Here is an 18,494-nt window from a genome sequence, read left to right as displayed (position 1 = left end):
GACGCTTCCTTCGTACTCACCCTCTCGGGCTTTCCTTCGGGCTTCCCTTCGGTGTTTCCGACTCTATCAGATCTTTTTCCGATCCGATTTCCTCGGTGCTTTCCAGGTTCTCGCTCTTGCGAGCGATTTCCTTTCCGGCGGACCCGACTTTATCAGAAGTCTTGAGCCGGTCTAACCGGCCGCTCGTTTCCGATTCATCGGGAGGGGCTTCATCGAACTCGATGTCTCGATGTTCTGTGAAGCAGACAGACACTCACTGTCACCGACCGGGTAACCCAGTCCTAGGCAACTGTTCGAATCTACCTCCCCGCGAGCTCCGTGTCAACGGCTCCTTTGGGGCGAGGAAGAGATTAACAGTTCAACCGGGCTGTCCGCACATCAGGCCGCCGTAGGCACCGTGGCGCTGCGCTCGGCCTCGTCCACATCGCCCGTCTCACCGGCGCGCACGGCACGGCCGCCGAGGACGTAGACGTAGGCGAGGAAGGCGACTTCAGCGATGACGCCGATGCCGATGCGGGCCCAGGTGGGCAGTCCCGACGGGGTCACGAAGCCTTCGATGGCCCCGGAGACGAAGAGCACCAGGGCCAGTCCGATCGCCATACCGACGGCGGCTCGGCCTTCCTCCGCGAGCGCCGTCCGCCGGGTGCGTGAGCCGGGGTCGATGACGGTCCAGCCGAGGCGCAATCCGGTGCCCGCTGCGACGAACACGGCGGTCAGTTCGAGCAGTCCGTGCGGCAGGACGAGTCCGAGGAAGGTGTCGAGGCGGCCGGCGGAGGACATCAGACCGGCGCCGACACCGAGATTGAGCATGTTCTCGAGCAGGATCCAGAGAACCGGCAGGCCCAGGAAGATGCCCAGGACCAGGCACATCGCCGCGGCGCGCGCGTTGTTCGTCCACACCTGGGCGGCGAAGGACGCGGCGGGGTGACTGGAGTAGTAGGTCTCGTACTGGCCACCGGGGCGGGTCAGCGCCCGGAGCTCGTTGGGAGCGGCGATGGACGACTGGACATCCGGATGCGTGCCGATCCACCAGCCCAGGGCGACCGCGACCAGGGCCGAAATGAGCGCGGTGGGCACCCACCAGTGGCGGGACCGGTAGACGGCAGCGGGGAAACCCTGGCCGAGGAAACGGAGCACATCGCGCCAGGAGGCGCGGCGGGTGCCGGTGACGGCGCTGCGCGCGCGTGCGACGAGCTGGCTGAGCCGTCCGGTCAGTTGGGGGTCCGGCGCACTGGACTGGATCAGGGAGAGATGGGTGGCCGTGCGCTGGTAGAGGACGACGAGCTCGTCGGCTTCGGCCCCGTTGAGGCGCCGCTGACGTCGGAGCAGGGCTTCCAGGCGGTCCCACTCGGGTCGGTGGGCGGAGACGAAGACATCGAGGTCCATCGGTCGGCCTGCTCCTGGGCTGTTCGTCGACTGCTCGTCGGGGTTCCGGCGTGGTGTGATTGTGCTTCGTCGTGATCAGGTTGTCGTACTGGGGCGCACTGCGCACTCAGCTTGGCAGACTTGACGGTTCGCGGGGCAGGCCAGGGGAAGGGCGGGCGGCGGGCGTGAGTGAGCTGGTGACGGGTGAGGCGGTGGCGCTGGAGCTGCGTCCGGCGCGGCTGCCCAGCAGGGCGCTCGCGGTGGCGCTCGACCTGGGCGTGGCCATGCTCGTCTATATCGGGGTGACGATAGCGCTCACGGCTGCCACGTCCTCGATGGACGACGCGGCGCAGCTGGCGGTGTCGGTCGCCTGTTTTCTGCTGGTGCTGGTGGGTGTGCCGATCGCGGTGGAGACGCTCAGCCATGGGCGTTCGCTCGGGAAGCTGGCGTTCGGACTGCGGGTGGTGCGGGACGACGGCGGACCGATCCGCTTCCGGCATGCGCTGGTGCGGGGCGCGATCGGTGTCGTGGAGATCCTGATGACGTTCGGCGTCATCGCCTGTATCGCGTCGTTCGTGTCGGCGCGCGGGCGGCGTCTCGGTGATGTGTTCGCGGGGACGTTGGTGGTGCGGGAGCGGATACCGGCCGGACGGACCGGGTTTCTGCCCCCACCGCCGCCTTGGCTGGCCGGGCGGTTCGAGGAGCTCGATCTGTCTGCGGTGCCCGACGGGCTGTGGCTGGCCGTCCGCCAGTATCTGACCAGGATGCACCAGCTGGATCCGCAGGTCGCCTGGACCATGGCGGAGCGGCTCGCGGCCGATCTCGTGGCTGCCACGGGGGCTCCGGCGCCGCAGGGCGTGCCTCCGGCGGCGTATCTGACGGCGGTGGCGCAGGAACGGCAGTCCCGGGAGGCCCGGCGGGCCTTCGGGGGCTACGCCCCTCACCATCCCTACGGGGCCCACACCCCCTACGCCTCCCAGGTCCCGTACGGCGAGCAGGGCCGCCCGGCCCATCAGCCTCCGGCGCCCCAGTCGCCCGTACCGCCGTACAACCCGCCGCAGGCGTCGGCACCGCCCTACAACCCGCCGCAGCCCCAGTGGCAGTCCCAGCCGGAGCCGACGTCCCCGCAGCCCCCCGCCCCGTCGGCCGACCGCCCGTCCACCGGCTTCGCACCGCCTGCCTGACCGGCCCCCCACCGCCCGGCCGGACCCACCGCTGCAACCGACCCGGGGGGCGGGACTCAGCCGAACACCGACGGCGGTGAGTCGAGGTCCTCCAGTTCGATGCCGGGGGCCGCGAGAACCACGTCGCCGGCGATGTGCACGGAGTGCTGCTCTCCGGTGTCCAGGGCTGTGACCTGGTATTCGTCCACGGTCAGGGGGCCGTTGTCAGTGGCGTGTGTTTCTCTGTCCACCAGGGCCCAGGACTGGTCCACGGTGCGGGGTGCGAGGACCGGCTCCGTGAAGGCGACCAGGCGTACGCGGGTCGGCGCGGCGGCCGGGGAAGGGGTGAGGCGCAGCAGACGGGTGATGGCGACGAGGAAGGCCGGGGAGGTGCCGGTGAAGGTGTGAGCAGGGACGGTGTGCTCGGTGGCGAGGGCGCCGGTGGGGTCGGTGCGGACCCAGGTGACGCCGTCGAGGGCGGCGCCGCGCACCTGCCAGTCGGCGGTGTGGAGTTCGAGACGGATGGGGCGGCCGAGGTCGTCGAGGGCGAGGTCGACGGAGCCGCGGTGGTCGCCCGACGGGGTGGTCAGCCGGGAGACGTAGCGCCAGCCGGAGGGGCCGGGGGCGCAGTGGAAGTGTTCTTCTGCGAAGGGGGTGTGATCGTGCGGATCGTGCAGCGAATACCGGCCGCGGGGCATGGTGGTCCTGGGTCGTGACGGGCTGGTCCGGGCCGAAGGGGCAGGCCCCCGGCACGGGGGTGCGGGGGCCTGCCTCGGAATACCGGAGTACCGGCTACCGGAGTACCGGGCCGGGCGGACACGGTCCGCCCGGTGATGGTGGTCCGCTCAGTAGCGGTAGTGGTCCGGCTTGTACGGGCCCTCGACGTCGACCCCGATGTAGGCGGCCTGCTCCGGGCGCAGCCGGGTCAGCTTGACGCCGAGCGCGTCGAGGTGGAGCCGGGCGACCTTCTCGTCGAGGTGCTTGGGCAGCGTGTAGACGCCGACCGGGTACTCGTCGGGCTTGGTGAACAGCTCGATCTGGGCCAGCGTCTGGTCCGCGAAGGAGTTGGACATCACGAACGACGGGTGGCCGGTGGCGTTGCCCAGGTTCAGCAGGCGGCCCTCGGACAGGATGATGATCGTCTTGCCGTCGGGGAAGGTCCAGGTGTGGACCTGCGGCTTGACCTCGTCCTTGACGATGCCGGGGATCTCGGCGAGGCCGGCCATGTCGATCTCGTTGTCGAAGTGGCCGATGTTGCCCACGATCGCCTGGTGCTTCATCTTGGCCATGTCCGCGGCCATGATGATGTCCTTGTTGCCGGTCGTGGTGACGAAGATGTCGGCCTTGCCGATGACGTCGTCGAGGGTGGCCACCTGGTAGCCGTCCATGGCCGCCTGGAGGGCGCAGATCGGGTCGATCTCGGTGACGATCACCCGGGCGCCCTGGCCGCGCAGGGACTCCGCGCAGCCCTTGCCGACGTCGCCGTAGCCGCAGACGACGGCGGTCTTGCCGCCGATGAGGACGTCGGTGGCGCGGTTGATGCCGTCGATCAGGGAGTGGCGGCAGCCGTACTTGTTGTCGAACTTCGACTTGGTGACGGCGTCGTTGACGTTGATCGCCGGGAACAGGAGGACACCGTCGCGCTGCATCTCGTACAGGCGGTGGACGCCGGTCGTGGTCTCCTCGGTCACACCGCGGATCTCGGAGGCCAGCTGGGTCCACTTCTGCGAGCCGTCCGTGATGGTGCGGTGCAGCAGCTGGAGGATGACGCGGTGCTCGGCGGACTCGGCGGTGTCCAGGCCGGGGACCTTGCCGTCCTTCTCGTACTCGACGCCCTTGTGGACGAGGAGCGTGGCGTCGCCGCCGTCGTCGAGGATCATGTTGGGGCCGCCGGTGGGGCTGTCCGGCCAGGTCAGCGCCTGCTCGGTGCACCACCAGTACTCCTCCAGGGTCTCGCCCTTCCAGGCGAAGACCGGGACGCCCTGCGGGTCGTCGGGCGTGCCGTGCGGGCCGACTGCGATGGCGGCGGCCGCGTGGTCCTGGGTGGAGAAGATGTTGCAGGAGGCCCAGCGGACCCGTGCGCCGAGGGCGACGAGGGTCTCGATGAGCACGGCGGTCTGCACGGTCATGTGCAGCGAGCCGGTGACGCGGGCACCGGCGAGGGGCTGCGCCTCGGCGTACTCCTTGCGGATCGCCATGAGGCCCGGCATCTCGTGCTCGGCGAGGGTGATCTCCTTGCGGCCGAACACGGCCAGGGAGAGGTCGGCGACCTTGAAGTCCTGTCGGTTGTCGACAGTCGTCATTGCGAGCTGCTCCTCGGGGGTTTGGGTCGAGGTGGGTAGGGCTGGTCTGCGCGGCGGCGGGCACAGGGGTGCCCGCAGGAGGGCACGGACATGCCCGCGTACGGCGCGCAGCGCAGTCCGTCGGAGGCCCTCTCTCCCTCGGCCGGTCCGTGCTGGGACCGCCCGACCGCCATCAGCAGCGACGTCTGGCTCCGACCCAAGCTACACCGACGGCCCGGTGCTCCCCAGTCCGTCTCCGGACATCAGGCGGATCCCTAGAGTCTCCGGGGGACGCTGCCAGGCGGCCGTTCGCACGGCCCAGGGGGTCTGTTCGCGGGGCGCTGCGGGCGACTGCCCGCGCTGCCCCGGGCGTGGCGGACCAGGGCCGGGCCCGTGGGTCAGTGGCCGGCGGTGTGGGGGGTCGGGCCGCCGGGGGTGGCTTCGCGGTCCGGGCCCTTGGCGGCCTCGGCCTCGCTGTAGATGTCGGGCTCGAGGTAGATGGCGCGGGCGATGGGAACGGCGGCGCGGATGCGCGCCTCGGCGGCGTCGATCGCGCTCGCGACCTCGGCTGCGGTGTCGTCGTGCTGCACGGCGATCTTGGCGGCGATCAGCAGTTCCTCGGGGCCGAGGTGGAGGGTGCGCATGTGGATGACGCGGGTGACGGTGTCGCCGTCGACCATGGCGGCCTCGATCTGCTCGACGACCTCGGGGCCGGCGGCCTCTCCGAGCAGCAGCGACTTGGTCTCGGCGGCGAGGACGAGGGCGATGCCGATGAGCAGGACACCGATGCAGACGGTGCCGACGCCGTCCCAGACGCCGTCGCCGGTGAGCACGGCGAGACCGACGCCGCCCAGGGCGAGGGCCAGGCCGATCAGCGCGCCGAAGTCCTCCAGGAGGACGACGGGCAGTTCGGGCGCCTTGGCGCGGCGGATGAACTGCGCCCAGGACAGCGAGCCGCGCAGTTCGCTGGACTCCTTCATGGCCGTGCGGAAGGAGAAGCCCTCGGCGGCGAGCGCGAAGACGAGGACGCCGACCGGCCAGTACCAGTGCTCGATCTCGTGGGGGTGGCTGATCTTCTCGTAGCCCTCGTAGACGGCGAACACGCCGCCGATGGTGAACAGGACGATCGAGACGAGGAAGGCGTAGATGTAGCGTTCGCGGCCGAAGCCGAAGGGGTGCTCCGGAGTGGCCTCGCGCTGTGCCTTCTTGCCGCCGATCAGGAGCAGGAACTGGTTGCCGGAGTCGGCGACGGAGTGGACGCCCTCGGCGAGCATGGACGAGGAACCGCTGAACGCGAACGCCACGAACTTCGATGCCGCGATCGCGAGGTTGGCGCCCAGTGCCGCCACGATCGCCTTGCTGCCGCCTGACGCGCTCATGTGTTCGCGTGGTCCCTTCGTACGTCGTCTCGGGCGCCTCGGGCGCCTCTTGGGCACCTGGGCTCCCGCACCGTCCGGGCGGGGCCCGGTGGCGCTTTGCCCTGCCTTTGCCAGTGGGCCATTCTTGCAGCCCGCCATGGCGGTGGTGCGCCCGGACGTCCGCCGGGCGCACCGCAGGGGCCGGTCAGACGACGACGGTGGCCCGGAAGACCGTGCCGGTACCGGACACTTCGGCCGTTTCGCCCGCGGGGACGTAGACCGACTGACCCGGGGTCAGCTCGTGCTCACCGGCGCGGACGGTGCCCGCCGTGCAGAGCAGGATCTGCGGGGTCCCGCAGGTGAGGTCGCGGGCGGCACCGCCCTCGGTGAGGACGTAGCGGGACAGCCGGAACTCGTCGATCGGGGTGTCGTAGACCTCCTCGCCGTCCGGGGATGCCTCCGGGCGCAGCACGCCGGGGTCGGTCGGCTCGAAGCGGACGACGCGCAGGAGTTCGGGAACGTCGACGTGCTTGGGGGTCAGCCCGCAGCGCAGCACGTTGTCGGAGGTGGCCATGATCTCGACGGCGAGACCGTCGAGGTAGGCGTGCGGGATGCCCGCGCCGAGGTACAGGGCCTCGCCGGGCTGGAGGCGGACGTGGTTGAGGAGCATGCCCGCGACGACACCGGGGTCGCCGGGGTAGTGGTGGGCGATACCGGCGTAGACGGCGTAGTCGCCGCCGAGGCGGGCGCAGGCGGCCGCGGTCTCGGCGACGGTGCGGGCCATCTCCTCGCGGTCCGCGGTGAGGACCGCGGTGAGCACCTCGCGCAGCGCGGCCTCGGCGGGGTGGGCGTGCAGCAGGTCGACGTACGGCTTGAGGGAGTCGACGCCGAGGCCGTCGAGGAGACCGGCGGCGGCGAGCGGGTCACGGAAGCCGCACAGGCCGTCGAACAGGGTGAGCGCGCAGATCAGTTCGGGCTTGTGGTTGGCGTCCTTGTAGTTGCGCTGCGGGGCGTCCACGGGGATGCCTCGGCGCTCCTCGTCCTCGTAGCCCCGCTTCGCCTCGTCGAGGGTGGGGTGGACCTGGAGGGAGAGCGGTGCGGCCGCGGCGAGGATCTTGAGGAGGAAAGGCAGCCGCGGGCCGAACTTCGCCACGGCGGCGGGGCCGAGCTCGCGCTCCGGGTCGGCGGCGATGACCTCGGCGAGCGTGCCCCGCCCGGTGCGCGAGGGGGCGCCGGGATGGTCACCCATCCACATCTCCGCCTGCGGCTCGCCGCTGGGGGCGACGCCGAGCAGCTCGGGGATGGCTTTGGTGGATCCCCAGGCGTAGGGGCGGACGGTGTTGTCGAGGCGGTCCATCTATGTCTCTCTACGGTCTCTCGGTCGTTCTCTCCGCGTGCGGAACGGGTGCGCTCCGTGCACAGCCTCCCGGGCGGCCGTGTGCGGCCGTCCGGGTGCGGCCGTCCGGGTGCGGGATCGGGTTCGGGTTCGGGTTCGCAGGATGCGGGTCGGTCTGCGGTCTGCGAGGTGCGATCTGCGGTCTGCGAGGTGCAGGGTGCGGTCCGCGAGGTGCAGGGTGCGGGAGTCATGGTCGCGCCTCGGAGGCAAGCGCGAGGTAAACGGCGGCGAAATCCGTGATGGCGATCAGTTCGGCAAGCGACTCGAGTTCGCCGCCGCTCTCGGGCTCGAGCTCACTGATCGGCGTGTCGTGGCTGAGGGCCAGGTCACGGGCGGTCTGGGCGGCGGTGAGGCCGCCGATCGGACGGTCGCGCAGCAGCACCATGCGCGCGTGCAGCGCGGGAGCTTCCTCGACGCGGTCGCGGAAGAAGTCGTCGGGGTCGGCGCTGGCGGCGAGCGGACCGGCCAGCAGGGCGCTGTGCGCGGCGAGTGCGAGAGGCAGTTCCTCGACCAGCGCGGGGCGGCCTGCGAGTTCGGCCAGGGCGGCGGCGAAACGGCGGCCCGCGGCACCGGCCGAGGTGCCTTCCGTCCAGATCACCGGGAGGGTGTCGGCGAGTTCGGCGGCGAGGGTCTTGGCGGGGTTGCTGTACGTCACGACAGTCGGGCCGCAGCGCTCGGCGATCTGGTCGAGCCGGTCGGCGACCTTCTCCAGCGCCTCGGGCGGGGCGGTGAGCAGGCCGATGCGGTCGAGGAGGGCCAGCAGTGGGGTGAGCAGCGCCCAAAGCACGCCGGGCGAGGACGCGGCCACGGGTTCTTCCTGGTCGTACGGTGTGGTCGCCATCGGTACGAACAGTCCGTGGGCGGCGTCCAGGGCCTCGGCGACAGGGGTGCGGGCCGGGGCCACGGCGGCGACCGCGCAGCCGCGCCGGTAGGCCTGCTCGGTGAGCAGGGACAGGCTGGGTTCGGTGCCGTCGGGGGTGACGATGAGGAGCAGGTCGACCGATCCGGCCCAGCCCGGCAGCTCCCAGCGCAGGGCGCCGGAGGCGGGGGCGACACCGGTCGCGGGCAGCCGGGTCACGGGGCTGCCGGCAGCGGCCAGGGTGCCGAGGAGGTCGGCGGCGTGCGTGGCGGCGGCACCGGGGCCCGCGATCAGTACGGCGCGGGGGCGGCCGTCGGGCTTGAGGTCGCCGATCCCCGCCTCGACGGCGTGCCGGGCGGCCGTACGGACGCGGGCACCCGCCTCCGCGGCGCCGCGCAGCAGACCGCGGCGGTCCGCCTCCGCCAGCGCCTCGGGGGCGTCGAGCAGCGATTCGTCGAGCATGGGCGGCAGTCTCCGATCGCCGGGTGTTCGTCGGTGGGTGACGCCGGGCGGCTGTCAGGCGGGGTGACGGGCCTCGTCGACGAGGAGGACGGGGATGCCGTCGCGCACGGGGTAGGCGAGACCGCAGTCCTGGCCGGTGCAGATCAGCTCGTCGTCCTGCTCCTTGAGGGGGGCGTGGCAGGCCGGGCAGGCGAGGATCTCCAGGAGTCCGGCTTCTAGCGGCATGTCGTGTCCCTTCGGGCGGGGGTCTCGGTGCGTGCTCAGCGTAACCGGTGCGGGGGGTGGGGTGCGGCGCGCCGAACTGCCGGGGCTGCGCCCCTGCATGTCTCTTGCGGGGGCTCCGCCCCCTGGACCCCCGGCCTATGCCCCCCACCACCCGACTCGGCAGGCGGGACGGGAACCCACACAACCGATTGACTCGGGCGGGCCGCCCCGACTCGGTCAGCCGACTGGGCACCCAACGCAACCAACCGAGACGGGCGGGTGGGTGGGAAACCCGGGGGCGGAGCCCCCGGATCACACTGCGGGGACCGGGGCGAAGCCCCGGGAGCGGGTGCTGTGCAGCCGACCGAGACGGGCGGGCGGGTGGGCAAAACGGCGGGGCGCAGCCCCGACGCAGCGCTCCGGGGCAGGGGGCGCAGCCCCCGACCGAACTCCGGGCCCGGGGCGGAGCCCCGGGGCAGCGCTCCGGGGAAGGGCCCAGCCCTGCAGGGGAGTCTCAGGCTCGGATGAGTTTCAGGACTTCGTCGCGGACGGAGGACATCGTCCCCGCGTCCACCGCCTCCGCGTTCAGCCGCAGCAGCGGTTCCGTGTTGGAGAGGCGGACGTTGAACCACCAGTCGGCGGCGGAGACGGTGAGGCCGTCGAGGTCGTCGAGGGTGACCCCGGCCACGCCCTCGTACGCGGAGCGGATCGCGGCGAGCCGGGCCTCTTGGTCGTCGACCGTGGAGTTGATCTCGCCGGAGCCGGCGTACCGGTCGTACTGCGCGACCAGGGCGGACAGCGGGCCGTCCTGTCCGCCGAGCGCCGCGAGGACGTGCAGCGCTGCCAGCATGCCGGTGTCGGCGTTCCAGAAGTCCTTGAAGTAGTAGTGCGCGGAGTGCTCCCCGCCGAAGATGGCGCCGGTGCGGGCCATCTCCGCCTTGATGAAGGAGTGCCCGACGCGGGTGCGCACGGGGGTGCCGCCGTGCTCCTTCACGACCTCCGGGACCGACCGTGAGGTGATGAGGTTGTGGATGATGATGCCGTGGCCGCCGTTCCTGGCCAGTTCGCGGGTGGCGACCAGGGCCGTGATGGCGGACGGCGAGACCGGGTCGCCGTTCTCGTCGACGACGAAGCAGCGGTCGGCGTCCCCGTCGAAGGCGAGACCGAGGTCGGCGCCCTCCTCGCGGACCCGCTTCTGGAGGTCGACGAGGTTGGCGGGGTCGAGGGGGTTGGCCTCGTGGTTGGGGAAGGTGCCGTCGAGTTCGAAGTACATCGGGACGACGGTCAGGGGCAGGCCCGCGAGCACCGTGGGGACGGTGTGGCCGCCCATGCCGTTGCCCGCGTCGACGACGACCTTCAGGGGCCGGATCGAGGTCAGGTCGACGAGGGAGCGGAGGTGCGCCGCGTAGTCCTCCAACGTGTCGCGCCGGATGACGGTTCCCCGGCCGGGGACCGGTTCGGGTGCGCCCGAGTCCAGCCGGCTCTCGACCAGTTCACGGATCTCCGTGAGGCCGGTGTCCTGGCCGACGGGCGCGGCCCCGGCGCGGCACATCTTGATGCCGTTGTAGCGGGCCGGGTTGTGCGAGGCGGTGAACATGGCGCCGGGCAGGCCCAGCGCGCCCGAGGCGTAGTACAGCTGGTCGGTCGAGCACAGGCCGATCTCGGTGACGTCGGCGCCATGTGCCGCCGCCCCGCGCGCGAAGGCGGCCGAGAGACCGGGGGACGAGGGGCGCATGTCGTGGCCGATGACTACGGCGCTCGCGCCGGTCACCTGGGCGAACGCGGCGCCGAAGTGCTCGGCCAGTGACTCGTCCCACTGGTCCGGGACCACTCCGCGCACGTCGTACGCCTTGACGATCTGGGTCAGATCAGCAGCCACGGCCAACCCTCCTGAAAGTTCTATAGGTCGCCTCAAACTACCTCCTCAGGAAGGGCTGCTCGCCGCACGGCAACAGAGCCGACCCGACGCCGTCACGCGGTGATCACGCCCGCCGTTCACGGCAGCATCCAGGCCGGCACCTTGCGCGAGCCGGAGACGGCCACCCCGAACCAGCCGGCGCAAGAAACCGACGAAGGGCGGCGGAAACGGACCGCCGCCCTGCTGAAAGGTTTCGCGTGGAGCGTCTTCGCGCTCAGTTGTCCGGCGAGCGCAGCACCCGCAGATGCCCGCGCCGCGCGACCTCCATCGGGTCCGCCCCGCGCCCGCCGCCGGCCTGCGCGGCCCGCTCCTGCGGACGCGCCGCCTCACGCACGGCGTTGGCGAGTGCTTCCAGGTCGTCACCGCTGGGCCGGGCCGGGGCCGAGGTGTCGAGCAGGCGGACGACCTCCCAGCCGCGGGGTGCGGTGAGGCGCTCGGAGTGTTCGGCGCACAGGTCGTAACAGTGGGGTTCGGCGTATGTGGCGAGCGGGCCGAGGACCGCGGTCGAGTCGGCGTAGACGTACGTCAGCGTCGCGACGGCAGGTCGGCCGCAGGCGGTGCGCGAACAGCGACGTACAGGGCTCACGACGTTGGACGGTACCGCACTCTTGAGCGGGCCGCGACGACTCTCCACCAGGTCACTCCACCGTGTCGTGGCGTGAAGGGCCCTGTGCGCCCCTCCGGACCTGACCATGGTGACCTGCCGGGACGCTCCCCGCGAGGGCGCGTACCGTGCCGAATCCGGTCACGACCCGGCACAAACAGCGTCAATAGATCAGGGAACGACGGTCCGGGAAGGGCGGGAAATCGAGCCAGATGTTGGCTTGATCGGTCACCTGGCGACATGCCGTACAAGGGGCCGTCCGGGGACCCTGCGGCATCCGCGCGAGACGTCCACCATGGTCCGGCCGGGTGGCACACCCGGCCGTCCCGCGGCGCGTGGGCTCGGACACGCCGCGCGCCCGGGGGACTACGCTTCACCGGTGATGGACACTCCCGTACCGCCCCGTGGCACCGGCCGCGGGCCCAGGCGCCGTGACCGCCACGGCCGCGGCATGCGCGGACCGATCGCGCCTCCGCAGGTGCCCCTCGCGGCGAGCCGTGCCGAGGTGTTCGCCGACCTGGTGCAGGACTCGGTGGACCGGCTGGAACGCCGCTGGCCGCAGCTCGCGGACATCGACTTCCTGGTGCTGGAGGTGCCGAGCGCCGGCGGGCCCGCCGGACGGTGGAACGACGAGGCGGTGCCGCTGGGGGACACGCTCCCCGCGCGGGACGGGCAACGCGCGCGCGTCGTCGTCTACCGGCGGCCGGTCGAGATCCGCACCAAGGGCCGCGACGAACGCGCCGCCCTGGTGCACGACGTCGTCGTCGAGCAGGTCGCCGACCTCCTCGGCCTCACCCCGGAGACGGTGGACCCCCGCTACGGCGAGGACTGAACCCCGGCCCCGGACGGGAGGAACGAGCCCCGGCCGCAGGAGTCCACCCCGCACGCCGCAGGAGGGCGATGCCCCGGCCCCTCCCCCGCCCCCGGCGGCTACTTCTGCAGCACCGACACGTCCTCGTCCGCCTCCGGCACCGACACCATGCCCCGGTCGTCGGGGAGGGTCTGGACCGTGAAGCCCGGGACTCCCTCCTCTGTCGCCGTGAGGGTGCGTGCCGCGTAGACCGGGCCGCCCGACACGCGCTCCACGGTGAGGGCGTAGGTGCCCTTCAGGCCGCTCGGCACCGGTGCGTCGACGTTCTGGGTGGTGCCCGCCTTGAGGGTGAACGTCTTCGTCACCGCCGAACCGCTCTCGCTGCCAGCTGAGGCGGTGACCTTGACGGTCGCGGCGCTCTGGGGTGCGGCCAGCGACAGGGTGGTGCCCTTGCTGCTGTTGTCGGCCGCCGTCGCGCGGGTGCTCACCGGCGCGGTGGCCGGGATGAACGCCGTCTCCTGCTTGCTGCCCGTGCCCCGTACGACCTTCAGCGCGGCCACCACCGGCACGGAGGTGTCGCTCGCCGTCAGCACCAGGGAGCCGGCCTCGCCGCGGGTGACCTCGCCGAGGTCGACGGCGGTGGTCATGCCGGACTTGACGTGCAGGGTCTCGTTGCCGGCCGGGGTGATCTGCCCGTCCGGCGAGGCGAGCCGCACCTTGAGGTCCACATCGGCGTCGCCCGACGTGAACGCGATCAGCCGCACGTCGGTTGCGTCCTTGGGGATGCCCGGCAGCACCAGGCTGCCCGCCGCGTCGGTCGCCGCCGCCAGCCAGTCACCGCCCGTCTTGGTGTCCAGGGCCTGCACGGCCGCGCCCACCCGGCCGCTGCGGACGCCGACGTGCACGGTCAGGTCGGTCTGCTGCTTGTCGCTGAGCGTGGACAGCAGGATCGCCTTGGTCGTGTGCGGCGCGACGGTGATGCCCTCGCCCACGGTCGACTTGATCGCGCCGTCCTTGCCGTAGAGCTCGATGTCCACGACGGCGGCGGAGTCGTCCGGGTTGGTGAGGTGCACATAGTCCGTGCGGTCGGCAGAGGTGCTGGCGCCGGGGAACCAGAACTCGGTGTCCGGCGCGCCGCAGCTGAGGCCCTGGAGACCGCGGCCGGTGCCGGCGGCGACCTCGGTGGTCTGCTGGACGGTCCAGCCGGGCGCGTACTTGCCCTCGGCGGTGCCGATCAGCGCGGGCGATTCGCCGCCCGAGACGTCCCCGGTGGCCGGCTTGCCGGGAACGGCCGGGGTCAGGACGGCCTTCGTCGTCTTCTGCTTCCCGCTCTTGCCCGTGCCGCTCGAACTGCCGGTGCTGCCCGTGCTGCCGGCCGAATCCTCCGTCGCGGCCTGGAGCTGGGCCTTCCCGTCACTCGTGGTGCCCTCGGTGACCGGCGTGAACGACGTGTACGTCGTGTCGGCGATGTCGGAGAGGCTGGGCGCCGGGCACAGCAGGCTGGTGCGCTCCACGGGCAGCCGGGCCGCCGACTTCGCGCTGCCCGCGCCCGCCGCGTCCGGTGTGTTCAGCACGGCGAACCCGGTGACGGCGGCGAGGGCGGTCGTACCGGCGATCAGGGACAGGGTGGTGCGGTTCACTGCTGGCTCCCGTCGGGGCGCTCATTGCCGGTGCCGTGGGGGTGGGGCTGCGCGGGGTCGTACGCCGGGTCGTAGCCCTGCTGGTCGTAGCCCTGCTGGTAGGTCGGGTCATACGGGGTCTGGTCGTAGCCGCCCTGCTGGGGCGTGCCGCCGTAGGCGTACGGGTCGTACTGGCCGCCCTGGCCCGTCTGGTACGGGTCCTGCTGGTACGGGTCCTGCTGGTACGCCTGGTCGTAGCCGTCGGCCGGGTACTGCTGTGCGGCGGGCTGGTACTGCTCGTCGTACCCCTCGCCGCCGTAGGCGCCGTACGCGGGCTCCTGGTAGCCGCCGCCGGTGTCCCAGTCGGCGTAGGACTGCTGCTGCGGGATCGCGGCCGGGTCCTCCTCCGCGTTCTGCGCGTTCTCGACGTACTCCGCCTGCTCCGCGTGCTGCGGTACGGCGTCCGGGAAGGCGTCCTCCGGCTCGCCGGGCTGCTCCGCCTGGGCGGCCTCCGCCTCGGCCTGCGCGCGCAGCCGCCGGGCCCTGCGGCCCTCGCCGTCGGCGGTCTGGGCGGGCGCGGGCTGCTCCTCCTCGGGGAGGTCGTCGTCGTGGTCGCGGCGGCGGCCGGGGAGCGCGAGGACGACGAGGACGATCGCCAGCGCGCCCTGCGCCCAGTGCCAGCCGGTGTGGGTCAGCGGGGCCTCGTAGGTGACGTCCAGCCTGCCGCCCGAGGCGGGCAGTCGGAACCCCTGTGCCCAGCCGTCGACCGTGGTGCGGGTGAGTGTCTTGCCGTCCAGGGTGGCGGTCCAGCCGTCGGCTGCGGTGTCGGCGATGCGCAGGATCCGGCCGTCGGCACCGGACGGGACGGTGGTGTGGATCTCGACGGATCCGGCGGCGACGGACTGCGGGGTTCCGGAGCCGTCGGCGGACACGATGGTGGCGCGGGAGACCTGCTGGTCGACCCGCCACAGGCCGCTGCCGTTCTGCTGGCTGAGCCGGGACAGGCCGGGCGTGGCGTCCAGCACGCGCGTGATCTCGCGGGGCGCGCCCTTGTGGACGAGGACGTAGCGCACCGCGAACCCGCCGAGCTGGTCGGCCTGGTCGGCGCCGGAGCCGGCGACCAGGTTGGCGACGACCTTGTCGAGTCTGGTGTTCTCGCCGTCCGCGGCGGCCAGTTCGGCGTCGCCGAGGCGGGCGCCGGAGCCGCGGACCAGGGTGTAGCGCACGCGTGCGGTGGAGTCGCTGTCGAGGACCAGGGTGCGGGCCTGGTCGCGGGTGCCGCTCTCCTCGGCGACGAACGCGGGCACCTGCACGGGGTCGCGCCGCTCGACCGGGCCGTCGGCGCCGCTCAGTATCCAGCCCGCGGCGACGAGCAGCGGGCCCGCGGCCGCGGCGAACGCGATCAGCGCGGCCACCGGCTGGCGCCAGCCGAAGCTCTGCTCGGCGACCCGCGCGCGTGCGCCGTCGGCGCCGAGTGCGGCGGCGGCCAGCAGGGCGATGCCGTAGACGAGGGTGGCGGGACCGGCCCAGGTGGAGCCGTTGGACAGGACGGCGAAGACGAGCGCCACCAGGGCGGCGGCCCAGGCGGTCCGGATCGCCGCCTGGCGCTCGGAGCGCAGCAGCGCGCCGAGTGCTGCTAGCACGATGCCGATGAGCATCAGCCCGTCCACCGTGCCGGGGCCGCCGGGGCTGGCGCCGAGCAGGTCGAGGGCGGAGGCGGCCGAGGAGCCGAAGTCCAGGCCGGCCTCCTTGAAGAAGCCGGTCGGCAGCAGGGTGAGCGACCAGGGGGCCAGCACCAGCAGCGGGGTGGCCAGCTGGGCGATGAACCGCAGCCCGTAGGCGACGATCTCACGGCGGCGCACGGCCAGCAGCGCGATGCCGAGGACCAGGGCGATGGGCCACACGATCGGCGTGAACGCGGTGGTGACCGTCAGCAGCAGCGCGTACGCCCAGGTGGCACGCCAGCTGCCGCGGGCGCCGGAGGAGTTGGCCAGGCCGCTGGCGGCGACGCACGCGCGCGCGATGAGCGGCAGCAGGATCGCGAGGACGGCGGTGCCGAGGCGGCCGCCCGCGAGGGCGCCGGTGGCGGCGGGCAGGAAGGCATAGGCGACGGCCGCCCACGCGCGCAGGAGGCGTGAGGTGACCAGCGGCCGGGAGGCGAAGTACGCGGTGAGCCCGGCGAGCGGGACCGAGCAGACCAGCAGCACGGTGATCGCCAGGCCCGTCGAGCCGAACAGCAGGGAGGCCAGCATCGCGACGATCGCCAGATACGGCGGCGCCGACGGGGTGCCGCCCGCACCCACCGGGTGCCAGGCGTCCAGATAGCGCGACCACAGCTGTGAGGCGTCGGCCGGGGCGGGCAGCAGTGCGCCGCCCGACAGCGCGCCGCCGCCCAGCAGTTCGCGGCAGGCGGCCAGCGAGACGAGCAGCAGCAGGAGGAAGAGCACCGGTCCCGGTTTGCGGGCGATGCGCTTGAGGCGGGCGAACTGCTCGATCTCCAGGAAGTCCGCGTCGTCGCCGCCGGGCCCCGATTCGACCGCGCCGCCGTGCCGTCCGCCCACGGCGGCCTCGGGATCGGAGTGGCCGACGAGGTTGCCGGCGACCTGCTCCACGGTGGCTCGCACGGTCGCGCCGGGCGGCGGGAACAGGGGCCGCATCTCGTCCTTGTCGACCTGCGGCCTGCCGCGCCTGCGCCGTCCCGCGAGGATCCGCTCGGGGCGCAGCAGGGTGCCCATGAGGCCGCGGATCTCGTCGACGGCCTGTCCGGGGACCTTGCCGACGAGGTAGGCGAGCGTGCGCACCACGGTGCCGAGGATCAGCCGCAGCAGCACCCACGGCAGCCTGGCCGTACGGGTGTTGACGAGCAGGGTGTAGACGGCGCCCGCCTTGTCGACCTTGTGCGGGGAGGCCACGCTGCGGCCCACGCAGTCGACGCTGCGGCGCTCGCGGGCGGCGGCCTCGGCGTGCCGTACGACCGCGTCGGGGGCGATGAGGACACGGTGGCCGGCGCTGTGGGCACGCCAGCACAGGTCGACGTCGTCGCGCATCAGGGGCAGCCGGCGGTCGAAGCCGCCGAGTTCCTCGAAGACGTCGCGGCGGATCAGCATGCCCGCGGTGGACACGGACAGCACGGACCGGACGTGGTCGTGCTGGCCCTGGTCCTGTTCACGGCGGTCCAGGCCGGTCCAGCGGCGACCGGAGGAGGCGATGCTGACGCCGACCTCCAGGAGCTGGCGGCGGTCGTACCAGCCGTGCAGTTTGGGTCCGACAACAGCCACGTCGTCGCGGCCCAGTTCGAGTTCGTTGTCGACGACGCGCAGCAGTTCGGCCAGCGCGTCGGGTTCGGGGGCGCTGTCGTCGTGCAGCAGCCACAGCCAGTGGATCGGCTCTCCGTGCGGGAGCTCCGGCACGTCGTAGGCGTCGTCGCGCCAGCTGCGGGTGACGGGGTCCCAGCTGCTCGGGCGCTTCAGGTACGGCAGGTCGTCCGGGGTGAGGACGGGCGCGGTGCGGCTCGCCTCCTCGACGGCCTGGCCGAAGCCGGTACGGCGGGCGAGGTGCAGCACCCGGTCGGCGCCGAGGGCGTCCGTGATCAGCTGCGCGGACGCGTCGGCGCTGCCGGTGTCGGCGGCCGTCGCGTACTGGACGGGGCGCTCCTGGCCGAGCAGCCCCGCGAGCGCGTCGGGCAGCCAGCGGGCGCCGTCGTGGGAGACGAGCACCGCGGTCACCACATGACGCGGGAACTCAGGGGTGGCAGCGTGGTCTTGGGCTGCCGTATGGCTGTGCACGGACATCGAGGTACGGGCCCCGGTTCGTTGGACTGCGGTGGACGCCTGTGCCCTCTGGGGGCAGCGGGGCGTCTCGGACGAGCGACCACACTATCGGCTGACCAGGACAACGGCCCGCCGCCTGTGGACAACCCACCCGCGACGGGCCGTTAGGGCCGTATCCGTGCCGATTCCGCTTGCCTGAGCGATGTGCGCGCTTACGCGGGTGTGCTGTGCCGGTGCCGCACCGTGCCAGTGCTTTGCCGTGCCTGCGCCATACCGCTCCGACGGCGTCTTTCTCAGTACGCGACGGGTGCGCGCGAGCGGTGCACGCAAAGGGTGCACGCGACGGGCCGGGTCAGACCGCGGCCTTCTTCAGGCGGCGGCGCTCCCGCTCGGACAGACCGCCCCAGATACCGAAGCGCTCGTCGTTGGCGAGGGCGTACTCAAGGCACTCCGAGCGGACCTCACAGGCGAGACAGACCTTCTTGGCCTCACGGGTCGAGCCGCCCTTCTCGGGGAAGAAGGACTCGGGGTCGGTCTGGGCGCACAGCGCGCGCTCCTGCCAGCCGAGTTCCTCGTCCGCGTCGTCGACCAGCAGTTGCTGCACCAGCTCGGTCATGTGCGCCCCTCGTCTGTCTTTCGCGTCCCCGTGACGTCGCCGTTACCTGTGACGGCTGAACGACACG

General features: G+C 72.4%; 14 protein-coding genes. 2 read left to right on the top strand and 12 right to left on the bottom strand.

Translation table 11 applies throughout. From position 1 onward, the window contains the following. Nucleotides 1-378: 378 nt before the first annotated feature. Nucleotides 379-1,386, bottom strand: coding sequence for a stage II sporulation protein M (locus ACSYGN_RS24550; RefSeq protein WP_460399105.1), 1,008 nt, complete (start codon nt 1,384-1,386; stop codon nt 379-381). A gap of 164 nt (nt 1,387-1,550) precedes the next feature. On the opposite strand from ACSYGN_RS24550, the gene ACSYGN_RS24545 reads away from it, so the two are divergent. Beyond that, entirely contained in the window at nt 1,551-2,549 is a 999-nt protein-coding gene (locus ACSYGN_RS24545; protein ID WP_460399103.1) for an RDD family protein, read from the top strand. Nucleotides 2,550-2,605: 56 nt separating this feature from the next. Here the strand turns inward: ACSYGN_RS24545 and ACSYGN_RS24540 are convergent, their stop codons facing one another. The 8 genes from ACSYGN_RS24540 to ACSYGN_RS24505 form a co-directional block, all read right to left on the bottom strand. Then, nucleotides 2,606-3,226 carry a hypothetical protein gene (locus ACSYGN_RS24540; RefSeq protein ID WP_460399101.1) on the bottom strand — a complete coding sequence of 207 codons (621 nt, stop codon included), beginning with the start codon at nt 3,224-3,226 and terminating at the stop codon, nt 2,606-2,608. Nucleotides 3,227-3,373: 147 nt separating this feature from the next. Continuing rightward, the gene (gene ahcY, locus ACSYGN_RS24535) at nt 3,374-4,831 is read right to left on the bottom strand and encodes an adenosylhomocysteinase (RefSeq protein WP_460399099.1); all 1,458 of its coding nucleotides are present in this window, start codon (nt 4,829-4,831) and stop codon (nt 3,374-3,376) included. Nucleotides 4,832-5,208: 377 nt separating this feature from the next. Further along, nucleotides 5,209-6,189 (bottom strand): cation diffusion facilitator family transporter, encoded by a 981-nt coding sequence (locus tag ACSYGN_RS24530; protein ID WP_460399096.1) that lies wholly within the window; start codon nt 6,187-6,189, stop codon nt 5,209-5,211. A 184-nt stretch (nt 6,190-6,373) separates the two neighbouring features. Then, on the bottom strand, nt 6,374-7,525 hold the full coding sequence (gene manA, locus ACSYGN_RS24525) for a mannose-6-phosphate isomerase, class I (RefSeq protein ID WP_460399094.1): 1,152 nt from the start codon (nt 7,523-7,525) through the stop codon (nt 6,374-6,376). Between the two features lie 226 nt (nt 7,526-7,751). After that, nucleotides 7,752-8,885, bottom strand: a complete 1,134-nt coding sequence (locus ACSYGN_RS24520) for an SIS domain-containing protein (RefSeq protein WP_460399092.1) — start codon at nt 8,883-8,885, stop codon at nt 7,752-7,754. A 54-nt stretch (nt 8,886-8,939) separates the two neighbouring features. Then, a complete protein-coding gene (locus ACSYGN_RS24515; RefSeq protein ID WP_460399090.1) occupies nt 8,940-9,110 on the bottom strand; it encodes a Trm112 family protein in 171 nt (56 codons plus the stop codon). 493 nt (nt 9,111-9,603) lie between these two features. Next, nucleotides 9,604-10,968, bottom strand: a complete 1,365-nt coding sequence (locus tag ACSYGN_RS24510; RefSeq protein ID WP_460399086.1) for a phosphomannomutase/phosphoglucomutase — start codon at nt 10,966-10,968, stop codon at nt 9,604-9,606. 253 nt (nt 10,969-11,221) lie between these two features. Beyond that, nucleotides 11,222-11,641, bottom strand: a complete 420-nt coding sequence (locus tag ACSYGN_RS24505; RefSeq protein WP_460399084.1) for a DUF3499 domain-containing protein — start codon at nt 11,639-11,641, stop codon at nt 11,222-11,224. A gap of 352 nt (nt 11,642-11,993) precedes the next feature. Between ACSYGN_RS24505 and ACSYGN_RS24500 the strand changes: the two genes are divergently transcribed. Continuing rightward, nucleotides 11,994-12,443 (top strand): metallopeptidase family protein, encoded by a 450-nt coding sequence (locus ACSYGN_RS24500; protein WP_460403705.1) that lies wholly within the window; start codon nt 11,994-11,996, stop codon nt 12,441-12,443. Nucleotides 12,444-12,541: 98 nt separating this feature from the next. On the opposite strand, the gene ACSYGN_RS24495 is transcribed toward ACSYGN_RS24500, so the two are convergent. The 3 genes from ACSYGN_RS24495 to ACSYGN_RS24485 form a co-directional block, all read right to left on the bottom strand. Next, nucleotides 12,542-14,062, bottom strand: coding sequence for a DUF5719 family protein (locus ACSYGN_RS24495; RefSeq protein ID WP_460399082.1), 1,521 nt, complete (start codon nt 14,060-14,062; stop codon nt 12,542-12,544). Continuing rightward, complete coding sequence (locus ACSYGN_RS24490; protein ID WP_460399080.1) at nt 14,059-17,832, bottom strand: glycosyltransferase; 3,774 nt, start codon at nt 17,830-17,832, stop codon at nt 14,059-14,061. Before ACSYGN_RS24490 ends, ACSYGN_RS24495 begins: the two co-directional genes overlap by 4 nt. A gap of 331 nt (nt 17,833-18,163) precedes the next feature. Continuing rightward, a complete protein-coding gene (locus ACSYGN_RS24485) occupies nt 18,164-18,427 on the bottom strand; it encodes a WhiB family transcriptional regulator (RefSeq protein WP_003975777.1) in 264 nt (87 codons plus the stop codon). Nucleotides 18,428-18,494: the final 67 nt, after the last annotated feature.

Source organism: Streptomyces sp. YIM S03343 (assembly GCF_054729195.1).
This window is presented reverse-complemented; position numbering and strand designations above follow the sequence as displayed.

Excerpts from the sequence above, each read along its gene's own strand:
- ACSYGN_RS24520 (WP_460399092.1), bottom strand. The coding sequence starts at position 8,885 with ATGCTCGACGAATCGCTGCTCGACGCCCCCGAGGCGCTGGCGGAGGCG.
- ahcY (WP_460399099.1), bottom strand. The coding sequence starts at position 4,831 with ATGACGACTGTCGACAACCGACAGGACTTCAAGGTCGCCGACCTCTCC.
- ACSYGN_RS24550 (WP_460399105.1), bottom strand. The coding sequence starts at position 1,386 with ATGGACCTCGATGTCTTCGTCTCCGCCCACCGACCCGAGTGGGACCGC.
- ACSYGN_RS24490 (WP_460399080.1), bottom strand. The coding sequence starts at position 17,832 with ATGTCCGTGCACAGCCATACGGCAGCCCAAGACCACGCTGCCACCCCT.
- ACSYGN_RS24500 (WP_460403705.1), top strand. The coding sequence starts at position 11,994 with ATGGACACTCCCGTACCGCCCCGTGGCACCGGCCGCGGGCCCAGGCGC.
- ACSYGN_RS24515 (WP_460399090.1), bottom strand. The coding sequence starts at position 9,110 with ATGCCGCTAGAAGCCGGACTCCTGGAGATCCTCGCCTGCCCGGCCTGC.
- ACSYGN_RS24530 (WP_460399096.1), bottom strand. The coding sequence starts at position 6,189 with ATGAGCGCGTCAGGCGGCAGCAAGGCGATCGTGGCGGCACTGGGCGCC.
- ACSYGN_RS24485 (WP_003975777.1), bottom strand. The coding sequence starts at position 18,427 with ATGACCGAGCTGGTGCAGCAACTGCTGGTCGACGACGCGGACGAGGAA.
- manA (WP_460399094.1), bottom strand. The coding sequence starts at position 7,525 with ATGGACCGCCTCGACAACACCGTCCGCCCCTACGCCTGGGGATCCACC.
- ACSYGN_RS24540 (WP_460399101.1), bottom strand. The coding sequence starts at position 3,226 with ATGCCCCGCGGCCGGTATTCGCTGCACGATCCGCACGATCACACCCCC.